The 12719-nt window shown below is 74.2% G+C and carries 8 protein-coding genes and 1 pseudogene; 3 read left to right on the top strand and 6 right to left on the bottom strand.

Going from position 1 to position 12719, the window contains the following annotated elements; all coding sequences use genetic code 11:
- Positions 1 to 152: 152 nt before the first annotated feature.
- Positions 153 to 887, bottom strand: a complete 735-nt coding sequence (locus IE313_RS04425) for a TetR/AcrR family transcriptional regulator (protein ID WP_189929557.1) — start codon at positions 885 to 887, stop codon at positions 153 to 155.
- A gap of 504 nt (positions 888 to 1391) precedes the next feature.
- Here IE313_RS04425 and IE313_RS04420 point away from each other — a divergent pair.
- Positions 1392 to 1841, top strand: a complete 450-nt coding sequence (locus IE313_RS04420) for a nitroreductase family deazaflavin-dependent oxidoreductase (protein ID WP_189929556.1) — start codon at positions 1392 to 1394, stop codon at positions 1839 to 1841.
- A gap of 480 nt (positions 1842 to 2321) precedes the next feature.
- Here the strand turns inward: IE313_RS04420 and IE313_RS04415 are convergent, their stop codons facing one another.
- Positions 2322 to 3524: a geranylgeranyl reductase family protein gene (locus IE313_RS04415; RefSeq protein WP_189929555.1), complete on the bottom strand. Its 1203-nt coding sequence runs from the start codon at positions 3522 to 3524 to the stop codon at positions 2322 to 2324.
- 321 nt (positions 3525 to 3845) lie between these two features.
- Here IE313_RS04415 and IE313_RS04410 point away from each other — a divergent pair, with 321 nt between their 5' ends.
- Positions 3846 to 5201: a dipeptidase gene (locus IE313_RS04410; RefSeq protein ID WP_189929554.1), complete on the top strand. Its 1356-nt coding sequence runs from the start codon at positions 3846 to 3848 to the stop codon at positions 5199 to 5201.
- 552 nt (positions 5202 to 5753) lie between these two features.
- On the opposite strand, the gene IE313_RS04405 is transcribed toward IE313_RS04410, so the two are convergent.
- From IE313_RS04405 to IE313_RS34965, 3 genes and pseudogenes are all read right to left on the bottom strand, one after another.
- A complete protein-coding gene (locus IE313_RS04405; RefSeq protein ID WP_189929553.1) occupies positions 5754 to 6791 on the bottom strand; it encodes an NUDIX hydrolase in 1038 nt (345 codons plus the stop codon).
- Between the two features lie 147 nt (positions 6792 to 6938).
- Positions 6939 to 7157 carry a holin gene (locus tag IE313_RS04400; protein WP_189929552.1) on the bottom strand — a complete coding sequence of 73 codons (219 nt, stop codon included), beginning with the start codon at positions 7155 to 7157 and terminating at the stop codon, positions 6939 to 6941.
- 454 nt (positions 7158 to 7611) lie between these two features.
- A pseudogene (locus tag IE313_RS34965) lies at positions 7612 to 8163 on the bottom strand (glycoside hydrolase family 25 protein); the annotation flags it as partial.
- A gap of 334 nt (positions 8164 to 8497) precedes the next feature.
- Here IE313_RS34965 and IE313_RS04390 point away from each other — a divergent pair.
- The gene (locus IE313_RS04390; protein ID WP_189929550.1) at positions 8498 to 11179 is read left to right on the top strand and encodes a hypothetical protein; all 2682 of its coding nucleotides are present in this window, start codon (positions 8498 to 8500) and stop codon (positions 11177 to 11179) included.
- Positions 11180 to 11644: 465 nt separating this feature from the next.
- Here IE313_RS04390 and IE313_RS04385 read toward each other — a convergent pair whose 3' ends face one another.
- Positions 11645 to 12601 carry an ROK family protein gene (locus IE313_RS04385; RefSeq protein ID WP_189929549.1) on the bottom strand — a complete coding sequence of 319 codons (957 nt, stop codon included), beginning with the start codon at positions 12599 to 12601 and terminating at the stop codon, positions 11645 to 11647.
- Positions 12602 to 12719 lie beyond the last annotated feature (118 nt).

Genomic DNA, 12719 nt, shown 5'->3' with positions numbered 1-12719 from the left:
GCACTCCTGCCCGGGGCCGGCGCCGTTCGTGCCGCTGCGTGCGCCCCTGCGTACGCCGACGCGGGCGGCGCGGGCCCGAGGCGGGGCCGGGGATGCCGCGGGGGCCCGGCGCAGAGCCCGGCGCGGGGGCCTGGCGCGGTGCGTGAGCCCGTTCAGGAAACCCGTGGTCCACGGCCCGCACTTCCACCCCACGGCCCCACGAGGCCGACCCCGTGCGCGAGCTGCCCCACGGCATGGGCGAAGAACACCTCCCGGTCCTCCACCACGCGGTTGAACTGCCCGAACAACTCGAACCCGATGAGCCCGAAGAGCTGCGCCCAGGCCGCGACCAGTGCCGTCACCACGCCGGGCGGCAGGTCCGGAGCCAGGTCCGCCGCCATCCGTGCCGCCTCGGCCCGGGCTTCCTCCGGCACCACGGGCACCGCGACCCCGCGCCCCCGCGAGGCGTCCCGGACCACGTCGATGAGCAGCAGCCCGACCCGTGAGGCCGGGGGCACCGTCGCCTTGGGCGCGACGTACCCCGGCACGGGCGTGCCGTAGATCAACGCGTACTCGTGCGGATGCCCCAGCGCCCACCACCGCGTCGCCGTACAGACCGCGATCCAGCGCTCCCGCGGATCCGCCCCCCTCTTCACGGATTCGGCGTCCGCCTTCTCCGCGGACGCTCCGATGCTGTCGTAGGCGTCGATGATGAGGGCGGTGAGGAGATCGTCACGGCTGGGGAAGTACCGGTAGAGCGCCGAGGAGACCATGCCGAGCTCCCGGGCCACCGCACGCAGCGACAGCCTTGCGGCGCCCTCCGCAGCCAACTGCCTGCGGGCCTCGTCCTTGATCGCCGCCGTGACCTCGCTCCGCGCCCGCGCCCGGGCCCCATTCGTCGCACTCATGGTGAGGAGTCTGCCACGCTCGCGTGAGCATTGCCCACAAACGAAAGCACTGCTCTACGACGAGATCAGCGCTCACGCGCAGGCGACCCCCGCACGCACCAAGGCCGCGCTCGCCACACCGCCACACCCGCCACACCGGCGCCCCGGTGCCCCGGTGCCCCGGCACACCGCCACCGCGGCGCGGTGGCCTTCACACTCGCCGTCGTGGCGAAGGGCGCGAAGACCGTCGAGCCGCGAGGCCGCCGACCCGTCCGGGGCGCGCAGTTTGGATCACCGCACACGTTTCAGATCACCGCACACGTTTGTGAGCACTGCTCTTGCCAGCAGCCCACCGTATCCGGCACACTGCTCCACAGAGCAGAGCGAGAGCACTGCTCACAAAAGAGATCGGCGCACTCGACCGAGATCAGCGCTCCGCCCCACGGCCGACCCCGTCCCCGTCCCCCTCACCAGCACCAGCACCAGCACCAGCACCACAGGTCACTCACCCCATGGAGGCAACCCATGTCCACGCCCCACTATCTCCGGCCTAAGCGTCTCGACAAGGCGATGAACGGACTGGTCGGCTGGCTGGCACGGCACGGCGTCAGCCTGGTCGGCGCCGCGGAGCTCTCCGTGCGGGGCCGCACCAGCGGCGAGTGGCGCCGCCTCCCGGTCAACCCGCTGCCCTACGACGGCGGGCCCTACCTGGTCTCGGCGCGCGGCGACTCCGAGTGGGTACGCAACATGCGGGCGGCAGGAGGCGGCCGGCTGCAGGTGGGGAGAAGTACGCGGGAGTTCACCGCCGCCGAGCTGACCGACGACGAGAAGCCGGCCGTGTTGCGGGCCTACCTGGCCAAGTGGGGCTGGCAGGTGGGCCGCTTCTTCGGCGGTGTCACCGCGGACTCCACCGACGCCGAGCTGCTGGCCGCCGCGCACCGGCACCCGGTGTTCCGCCTCGCGGTCACCACGTGACCGGGGCACCCGCCACGGGCGCGACCCACCGGCCCACCCGTCCGCCGACCATCCGGATCACCGGTGCGCCCGCCCATCCGCCGGCCCGTCCGCGCGGCCCCCCCTACGATCCCGCTGGCGGCGCTGCACGCCGATTGCCGTCCCTGGTGACATGCCTTGCTGCGGCCCGGCAACGGCGCCGGGTCCGGCGTCCGGCTTCCCGCGCCCCTCCTCGCCCCCGCGGGACGGCACACGCCTGGTGCCACAGGCCCGACCACGGACCACGCGCAGCGCACCTCACGCGCAGGACAACTCATGCGCAGCGCAGCTCACGCACAACGCACCTCACGCGCGACGCAGGCCACCCACAACGCGGGCACGCAGCGCAGGCCGCACACGACGCGAGCCACGCGCCGCCGCCGGTACAGCACACCGCCGGCCCACCGCACCGCCCGCACCGCACACCCGCCGCGGCGGCCCGAGGCGGCGGCCCGCCGCGCGCTAGCGGTCCATCGCGCTCAGCACGCGCCCCGCCATGGGGTGCGTGCGCACGATCTCCGCCAGTGACGTCGACCCCCGCGTCAGACGGGTGAACGCCTTCCAGGCGGGCCTGAAGCCGGTGATGGCGGCGTGGAACATACCGGGGCGGCGCTCGAAGACGCTCAACAGCCGCTTGCCGACGCTCATCTCGACGCCGAGACCGGCCTTGATCGCGAAGGTGTAGTTCAGGGCCTGGCGCCGCGCGTCCACGGCATCGGTGGCCTCGGCGATCCGCACCGCCCACTCCCCCGCCAGCCGTCCGGAGCGCAGCGCGAAGGAGATGCCCTCGCGCGTCCACGGCTCCAGCAGCCCCGCGGCGTCACCGCAGACGAGGACACGGCCGCGGGACAGCGGCGAGTCGTCGCTGCGGCAGCGGGTGAGGTGCCCGGACGAGATGCTCGGCTCGAAGCCCGCGAGCCCCAGACGGGCGATGAAGTCCTCCAGGTACCGCTTGGTCGCCGCGCCCTCGCCGCGGGCGGAGATCACCCCCACCGTCAGGGTGTCCCCCTTGGGGAACACCCAGCCGTAACTGCCGGGCATCGGACCCCAGTCGATCAGCACCCTCCCCGCCCAGTCCTCGGCGACCGGCTCGGGCACCGGGACCTCCACCTCCAGGCCCAGGTCCACCTGGTCGACCTTCACCCCGACGTGGGCTCCTATACGGCTCGCACTGCCGTCCGCCCCGACCACGGCCCGGGCGAGCAGCGTCTCCCCGCCCTGCAGGACGACCGCCACCGTGCGCCGGTCCGGCACCGCGGGCCCGTGCTGCTCCACCCGCGAGACGGTGGCGCCGGTGCGCAGCTCGGCACCGGCCTTCTGTGCGTGCATGACCAGTTGCTGGTCGAACTCGGGCCGGTTGACCAGGCCGAAGAGCATCTGCGAGGAGCGGCGGGTGCGGCTGTACCTGCCGTCGAGCGAGAACGTCACGGCCTGCACGCGGTCCCGCAGGGGCAGCTCGAAGCCGGGGGGCAGGGAGTCGCGGGAGGGGCCGATGATGCCCCCGCCGCACGTCTTGTAACGGGGCAGCTCGGCCTTCTCCAGCAGCAGCACTCGGCGCCCGGTGACGGCTGCCGCGTACGCGGCACTGGCTCCCGCGGGTCCCGCTCCCACCACGACGACGTCCCACACCTGCTGAGCGTCGTCCGAAGAGTTGTCGCTGCTCACGTTGGTCTACCGCTCCCGATCACGCTGCCTGGCACGTCTTTCCCCGGCATCCTACGGTGGCACCGTCCGCCGGCCCCGGTGGGAGGATCATCATCGTGTTCACCGGTGCGGTCGGCGCCGTCGGAGCACCGTACACACAGGCGCACGGCGGCAGCAGCGGGGCCGGGCGCCGTGTCCCGCCGGGGGCGCGGGCCGGTCGCCCGGACCCGGCCGTGGCCCCGGGCCGGCCGGGTCCGAGAATGGACCGGCCCACTGTCCGATCCCGTCCGTTCTTCCCCCCTCTTCTCCCTTCCCTTCCCCGCACCCACGAGGAGCGAGCCCATGCCGTCGCACACCATCGCCGAGACCGTCGCCTCCCTGCTGCCCCGGGCCAGGTCGGAGCTCGCGGAGCTGGTGGCCTTCAGGTCGGTGGCGGACTTCGACCAGTTCCCCAGGGGCGAGAGCGAGGCGGCGGCGTCCTGGGTCGCCGACGCGCTCGGCGCCGAGGGCTTCCAGGACGTCGCCGTGCTCGACACGCCGGACGGCACGCAGTCGGTCTACGGCTTCCTGCCCGGTCCCGAGGGTGCCCCGACGGTACTGCTGTACGCGCACTACGACGTGCAGCCGCCGCTGGACGAGGCGGCCTGGGCCACGCCCCCGTTCGAGCTGACCGAGCGCGACGGCCGCTGGTACGGGCGTGGCGCCGCCGACTGCAAGGGCGGCATCGTGATGCACCTGCTCGCGCTGCGCGCCCTGCGTGCGGCGGGCGGCGTCCCGGTGGGCGTGAAGGTGATCGTCGAGGGCTCGGAGGAGCAGGGCACGGGCGGTCTCGAACGGTACGCGGAGGCGCATCCGGAGTTGCTGGCGGCGGACGCCATCGTCATCGGCGACGCGGGCAACTTCCGTGTCGGTCTGCCGACGGTGACCACCGCGCTGCGCGGCATGACCCTGGTACGGGTCCAGGTGGACACCCTGGAGGGGAACCTGCACTCCGGACAGTTCGGCGGGGCGGCGCCCGATGCGCTGGCCGCGCTGATCCGCATCCTCGACTCGTTGCGCGCGCAGGACGGTTCCACGGCGGTCGACGGCCTGGACGGCGGCGGGGCCTGGGACGGCCTGCAGTACCCGGAGGACGCCTTCCGCCGGGACGCCAAGGTGCTCGACGGTGTGCGGCTGACCGGCTCCGGCTCCGTCGCCGACCGCATCTGGGCGCGGCCCTCTGTGACGGTGCTCGGCATCGACTGCCCGCCCGTCGTGGGGGCCACCCCGTCGGTGCAGGCGGGCGCCCGGGCCCTGGTCAGCCTGCGGGTGCCGCCGGGGGTGGAGGCGGCGGAGGCCACCGGGCTGCTGATGGCGCACTGCGAGGCCCGCGCTCCGTGGGGGGCGCGGGTGCGGTGCGAGCAGATCGGCCAGGGCCAGGCGTTCAGCGCCGCCACGCAGAGCCCCGCCTACGCGGCGATGGCGCGTGCCATGAGCGCGGCCTACCCGGGCCAGGAGATGCAGTACGCGGGCAACGGCGGTTCGATTCCGCTGTGCAGCACCCTCGCGGGTCTCTACCCCGAGGCGGAGATCCTGCTGATCGGCCTGAGCGAGCCGGAGGCGCAGATCCATGCCGTGAACGAGAGCGTGTCGCCGGAGGAGCTGCGGCGGCTCGCGATCGCCGAGGCCCTGTTCCTGCAGAACTACGCGGCCGGCTGAGCCGCTCCGCCGCGGCGGGGTGCCCGGCTGCGGTCCGGTGTGCTCCCAGCGGTCGGCGCACGGACGGTGTGGAGGTCGTCGACGTCCCTCGCCGCCGTCCGTGCGGCGGGCGCGGCCGGATGCCGTCCCCGAGCTGCGTGTACGGCGATGTGACAGGCGGCGGCGCCCCGGTGGCGCGGCGGGCGGGGCGCGAGCTGGGCCGGGCGGCCGGACGGCACGGCGTCCCCTCGTGACCGCGGCGGGACGGACGTCCCGGTGCATCCGACGGGACGTCCCCCTGGCGCATCCGACGGGCGGGGGCCGCCGGCCGCGCCGCAGCCCGGCGCCGAACCTCGTCGGACCTCGTCGGACCTCGTCGGACCGCCGTCGAACCGCCGTCACCGGCGAGGACCGGCACCGCCGCCCCACCGCGGCACGACGCATCCGGGCCGGGTACCGCAGCCCCGGACCGCCACTCCCCCGGCCCGCACCCGCATTCCCGAGCCGCACCCGCCGGCGCGGACCGCACCTGCAGCCCGGAGCCGTACCCGCTGCCCCGGCCGGGGCTGTGCCTCAGACCGGCACCCCGGCCTCCAGGTACACCGCCGCGCCCCGCTGCCGGGCGCGCAGCGCCCAGCGCAGCCGCTCGTAGCGCACCGGCGGGAGCAGGTCCGCGGCCTCCTCCTCGGTGACGAAGCGCCAGTCGCGCAGTTCGGGCCCGGGCAGCAGCACGCCGCGGGCGGCGCCGCTGTTCAGCCGTCCGCCGTCGAAGAGCAGCCGCAGGCCGCCGTACCCGGGGGGCACGGGCGACTCCCAGTCCACGACGAGCAGCCTGGGTACGTCGTCGAGCCGTATCCCGGTCTCCTCGGCGACCTCGCGCATTCCGGCGCGCGCGGGCGCCTCGCCGGGTTCGACGACCCCGCCGGGGAACTCCCAACCGGCCTTGTAGGTGGGGTCGACGAGCAGCACCCGGTCCTGCTCGTCGAAGAGCAGCACCCCGGAGGCGAGGGTCTCGGACGTGGGCTCGGGGGTCTGCACGATGTCGCAGACGGGCGCGGCTCCGGAGCGAACCGCGTCGGCGATGCGGACCGCGGCCTCGCGGGCGGTGAGTGCGCTGGTGTCGAGGAGGTACGCGTCGGCGGCGAGCCAGGTGGCCAGCGCGGTGCGGTACGGCTCGATGTGATCGTGCGCCCACTGGCGCACGCGTATCTCGTCGCCGGGCAGGGCACCTGGGGCTCCCCGTCCGGCGGCACGGGCCCGCAGGATCGTTTCGGCCGGTGCGAGCACGACATGGCGCACCGCGATCCTGCGGGCGGCGAGAGCGCCGAAGATCTCGTCACGGTACTCCTGGCGGAGCAGGGTCATGGGCACCACGAGGACGCCCCCCAGTTCGGCGAGGAGCGCGGCGGCGGTGTCCACCACGAGCCGTCGCCAGATGGGCAGGTCCTGGAAGTCGCTCACCTCGGCGAGGTGCTTGGGCGGCAGCAGACAGGACAGTCCGCCGTCGATGACCTCAGGGTCGAACAACGTGCTGTTCGGGATCAGATCGATCAGTTCGCGTGCGGTGGTGGTCTTGCCCGCACCGAACGCACCGTTGACCCAGACGATCACGGCTCCCCCTCTACTGTCGGCCCCCTGTGGCTTGCCCGCAACACCCTGCCACGGAAACCAGCCGCTGATCAGATCGCCCGCGCCGGGCCGCCAGGTGCCTCCTCCCTCTCCTGGCGGACACGATTCAGCGACCGGGACCGGGGTCGTTCAGGTCCCGGCCTCGCGGGGCGTGTGCTTGGCCTGCCAGCCGCTGAGGAACGTCAGTACGGGCGGCGCCGCGGCGAGGATGACCGATTGGAGCCACTCCGGCAGCGAGCCCAGCAGGTGCGCGTCGGCGACGCCCGCGTTCAGCACGGCGATGACGACGCCGACGGCCGACGAGGCGGCGGTGGCCGCCGTGACCTTCCTCTCGACGGGTGCCGCCACCTCAGTCCTCTTTCCAGACCATGGCCTTGAGGACGGCGGACTTCACGGTGACCGGGGTGTCCTGGAACGCCTTGACGCGGATCCGCATCTGCCGTCCCGAGCCGACGCGGCCGACGAGGGGCACGATGCCGTACGTGCCGCCCTCGGTGCCGATCAGCTCCGCGATCGGGTGGTCGGCCACGTACTTGCCGGAGGAGTCGACCTCCGACTGGCGCACCTGGAACTGCGTGCCGACCGGCACGCCGGTGAGCACCAGGCTGACCTGGCCGGTGTAGCGGGCGGCCCCGCGGACGAACACCGAGCCGTCGTTGGCGTGGCCGCCGGGTTCGTCGGTCCACTCCTTGGTGAACTCGATCGCGTCCCAGTCCTGTCCGGGCGCGAGAGTGAAGGGCTTGTCGATGCCGAGGTTCACGTACTGGGGCATGTCGTCCTCCGTGGATGATCCTGTGCCGGTGGCCCACTTCCGCAGGGCGGCTCTGCTCGCGAAGTTCCCGAGGTTGGTGTCGACCGGTGTACTGGTGTACTGGTGGAAGACCCACGGCGCCTCGACGCCGGGGCGGCCGGGGTTCTCGTTGTAGTCGGCGATCCACAGACCGTCCCCGGCGAACGCGGTGCTGTCGTGGTTGAGCCAGAAGTCGCGGTTGCAGTAGAGGCCCACGCGGTGCGACTTGCCCCGCAGACGCTGCACGGCCCGGATGAACGCGTCCTTCTCCGCCCCCGAGGCGCGCGTGCCCGAGGAGGTGTTCTCCCAGTCGACGAAGAGCAGGTCGCCCTTTATGGACAGGCACTTCTGCACGAAGTACTCGGCCTGGTCCTGGATGTGGCCCGGCCACAGGAAGTGGTAGAAGCCGACGACGCATCCCGCGTCGCGTGCTCTCTTCACCTGCGCGGCCTGCTTCGGGTTGATGTAGGAACGGCCCTCCGTGGCCTTCACTATGACGAAGTCGAGGCCACTCGTGGAGAATCCGGTCCCCTGGTAGTCACTGACGTCGATCCCTTTGATCACAGCGGCTCCCCTTACACGTTGGGCGGTACGGCGCCTGCCGTGACGCACACCCGGTGACCACCGCCGGTGCCGCCTGCCTCACCGTGCTCCGGCACGCCGTTGTCGTCCGACATCGGCGTGCCGCCCCACCAGCCACTTCGGCGCCGAGCGGAGCCGCAGGAGAGGTTCACCGCCGTTACTCCGGGTGTGTGCCCGCTTATCCGTGGGGGCCAAACTACCCCCCGCTCCGGCGGGTGGGGCACCATGTTCCTTCCATCGCGCGTTGTGGAGGGGCGAGTTGGTGCGGTCGGGGGCGGCAAGGGCGTGTGCCCGTCTCGTCGGCGCCCTGCTGGTCGTGGCAGCGGTCGCGGGCGCCGGGCTGTGGGCCCGTGCCCAGTGGGTGGCCGGGGCCGCTCCCGGGGCCGGCCAACTGCTGCGCACGGACCGCAACGACCTGCGCACCGGCGACCCCTGGTACACGGCGGGGGCGCCCTACCGGGTGTACCGGCCGCAAAGGCCGTTCAGCGGGACGACCACGGTCCGCGTCACCCCCGCCGACGACGGGTCCTGGTACGTCGCCACCGGCTACCGCCTGGTGCTGGACCCGGCGGACCGCGTCGCCGTGAAGCTGCGCGGTGACGTCTCGGCGTTCCGGTACGTCCTGCCGAACCTGCCGGGCGGGTATGCCGCCGCGCACGCTCTGGGCCCGGCGCTGCCGCCCGGGTCGTGCGTCGTCACGCAGGAACGCCCCGGGGCCGATGTCGTGGTGACCGCCTCCCGGCGGGCGCGCCTGTGGCCCGACACCCTGAAGACGCTCGACTACCGGCTGGGGCAGGACCCGACCGGCACCTACCGGAGCGCTACCTTCCGGGGCCGTCCGCCGCGTTGGACGTTCCAGGCCGACGTGCCGAGCGGCTGGAAGCTCGACGTGGCCGGACAGCCGACCCGGCAGACCGGCCGCGAGATCACCGCCGACCTCGCGGCCCGGGACGGCGTGACACGGGTCCGGCTGGTGCCGCCGATCGGTTCCGGACCGCGCAGCGCGGCGCCGGGCGCGACGGCCGAAGCACTGGCCCTGGCGACTGTCGGCGGCCTCGCCGCCACGGGCGCGCTCCTGGCGCGTGCCGGGTTTCTGACGGCCCTGCCCACGGCCACCCACCGCCGCTGGGGCGCCGCGTTCGCAGGCTCAGCGCTGGTCACCGCCCTGGCGGCCGCCGCGGTGCTCGCCGCCGCGTTCGCCGAGGCCCGGGCCGGCGACTCGGGATGGAACTGGATCTCCTGGTCCACCGGCGGGACGGTGTCCGCGCCGGCCCCGTACGTCGCCGGGCAGCAGGCCGTGCTCGCGCTCTTCTGGTTCGTCCTGCCCGTGGCGGTGCTCGCCGTGCTGCTGCGCCTGGCCGGCGGACGGCCGCCGGGTGCCCGGGAGCTCGCCGGGGCCGCACTCGCCGGGCCCGCCCTGCTCGGCGTGGAGAGCGCGGTGGCCGCGTTCGCGCCCTGGTCGCTGCTGGCGGAGTCGGTCGCCGCGGGTGCGGCGGCCGGCGTCTGGGGGCTGCTGCGCTCGGGTGTCCTCGGGCCCGCGGGCCGACGGTGGGCGGTGACCTGCGCAGCCGTCACCCTGGCGCTGGTGTCGGGTCTGAGCGCCCTGAGTCTGCTGCCGGGGCCGGGCGCGCGGTGGCTGCCGGGCGCGGACACCACGTGGACGGCGGCCGCCTGGCCCGCCGCACTGGCCGTGGCGGCGCCGTGGACGATCGTCGTGCTGCGCACCGTGCGCGCCCTGCACGGTGCCGCGCCCCGCAAGGCGGCGGCGTCCTGGCCGCTCGGCGTGGTGCTCGCGGCCCTGACCCTGCCCTGGAACGGCTCCGTGGACAGGTACCCGCAGAGCATCGGCGTGCTGGCCTGGCTGACCAACCTCCTGCCGGGGACCGCGGACATCACCGATGTCACCACGCTGGCACTGCCCTGGCAGACCGCCTGGGTCGGCGCCGTGGTCTGCCTGGTGTGCTGGCTGAGGCTGCAGGGCGGTCGGCCGCGGCAGTGGCCCAGGGGCGCCCGGCCGGCCTGCCTGGCGCTGGTCTGGCTGACCGCGACGGCGCCGGTCGTCGGCGCCGTGGACAGCCGCGTCGGCCACCACTACGCGCCGCTGGTCGCCGTGCTCGGCTGCCTGGCCCCGCTCTGGCTGGTCCCGGCCCGGCGGGAGGCGGGGGCGCGGCGGCTGCACGCCGTGTCCAGGGCGGCCCACGTCCGGCTGACGCAGACCCTGCTGCGGACCCAGCTCCTCGCCCGCAGCCGGCACCGCTTCTTCCGTGACTCGCTCATGTCCCTGGCGGACGGTTCGCTGGCGCCGTCCGCGTGGGACGCCCGGTGGCACTCGCTCAGCGAGACGTCGCCGTCCCAGCGCGCCGATCCGGCCGGACGCCTGCGGCGGCTGAAGAACACCGCGCTGGGGACGTCCGGCGGGTTCCCACCGTGGCGCAACGGCCTGGCGTGTGCCACGGCCGCCGCCCTCCTCTCGCTGCCCTGGACCGTCTCGGAGTTCTGGTCCAGCGGCGTCTTCGCCTCACTTCCGCAGACACTCACGGCGGCCGGTGGTGCGCCCGGGCTGTGGATCTCGGCCGGCTTCTGCTACGGCTACCTCCACCCGTGGCTGCGGGGCGTCGGACCGCTCGGCAGGTCCGGCTGCCTCTTCGCGGTGCTGTGGCCGCTGCAGGTGCTCCTGCTCCTGATCGACCTGACCGGCCCGCCCGGCGGGGTCGCCAGGGTCGTCTGCGTGCTGACCGCCCAGCACCTGCTGGTCGCCCTCGGGCTCGGCCTGTACTGGGAGGTGCGGATGGTGCGTGCCGCCGGACTGCCCTGGGGGCACATCCGCAATTTCCGCAGCCTGTCGTCCCTGGCCGTGCCCACCACCACGGTCCTGGTCGCCGCGGTCACCGCCGTCGCCACGGTCCTGGCCGGCTCGTGGGCGACCTCGCTCACCGATCAGCAGGACACGTCCCCGACGGTGGTCAACAACGCCCCCCAGTCCGGCCCCGGCCCCTGACGCCGCCCCGGGCGCGGTGACGCCGCGCCGGTCTCGGCGCAGTCCTCGCGGAGGTCGTCGCGGATGCCGATCCGAGTGGGGTCCTGAACGGGAGCGGCCAACGCCTTCTTCGCTACCGAGTCCGAGGCGTTCGAGCCCGTTCCGAGGCGTTCGAGCCCGTCATGACGGACTCGCCGTCACCTGGGCCCTCGCCTCGGGGCGGCCTGCGGAGCAGGCAGCGTGACGGCGCCCGCCGCCACCGCCGTGGTGCGCAGCAGGCCCCCTCCGGACACCGGTGGCGCCCCCTGTCGCGCCACGGTCCGACCGGCCTCGCGGTCCCGGAGCGATGACTGCGCCCTGGCCCCATCCTCGGTAATCGCTCATCCCGCCCGCACGAGGCCCGGATCCCGCCGCGAAGCCATCGGCGCACCACGGGTTTCGACGGGCTTTCGGGACGGACGCGTCCTCCCGGTCCGCCGCCGCGGCTCAGCCGACGCCGGCGGCGGTGGTGTCCGGTGCGGCGTGCAGTGCCGCCGCGGCCGCACCCACCAGCCCGGCGTCCGTCCCCATCAGTGCCGGTGCCACCGTCAGGCGCTGCACGAAGGACAGCGTGGCGTAGTCGCGCAGGGCCCGGCGCAGCGGCGCGAAGAGCACGTCCTGGGCCCGGGCCACCCCGCCGCCGATCACGGCGATGTCGATCTCGACCAGAGTGGCCGTGGCGGCGATCCCGGCGGCCAGTGCCTGGGCGGCACGCTCGAAGGACGCCACCGCGTGCGGATCGCCGGCCCGGGCGGCCGTGGCCACCGCGGCCGCGGAGGTGTCGCCGTCCGGGCCAGGGCGCCAGCCGGCCGCCAGAGCGCGCCGGGCGATGTTCGGGCCGCTCGCGATGCGCTCGACGCACCCGCGCGCCCCGCAGGGACACGGGTCGCCGTCCAGGTCGACGCTGATGTGGCCGATGTGCCCGGCGTTCCCCGTGGGTCCCGGGTGGAGCCGGCCGCCCAGCACCAGGCCGCCGCCGACGCCGGTGGAGACCACCATGCACAGGGCGTTGTCATGGCCGCGGGCCGCGCCCTGCCAGTGCTCGGCGGCGGTGATCGCGACGCCGTCGCCGATCAGTTCGACCGGCAGCCCGCCGGTGACCGCGCGCACCCGGTCCACGAGTGGGAAGTCCCGCCAGCCGGGCACGTTCACCGGGCTGACGGTGCCGGTCGTGGCGTCCACGGGGCCCGCGCTGCCGATGCCGATCGCCCGGGCCCCGGCCCACGACGGGGAACCCGCCAGGTCCCCGAGCACCTCCTCGACGGCGCCCATGACGGTGTCGCCGTCCTCCTGAGCAGGGGTGGGGCGCTGCGTGCGCTGCAGTATCCGGCCGTCGCCGTCCACCAAAGCTCCGGCGATCTTGGTGCCGCCGATGTCCAGCGCGGCGACGAGGTCGGTGTGCATCAGGTGAGGTCTCCAGGTGAAAGGGCAGGCCGGAGAATGGGTCGGACCAGTCTCTCCTGCATCTGACAACGTTGTCCAGGCCGTATGCTCGACGCCACATCCTCATACATTCATGAAC

Origin of the sequence: Streptomyces sulfonofaciens, assembly GCF_014656295.1 — a bacterium.
Classification (GTDB): Bacteria; Actinomycetota; Actinomycetes; order Streptomycetales; family Streptomycetaceae; genus Streptomyces; species Streptomyces sulfonofaciens.
The sequence above is the reverse complement of the archived record's forward strand: the minus strand, read 5'-3'. Positions and strand labels throughout refer to the sequence as shown.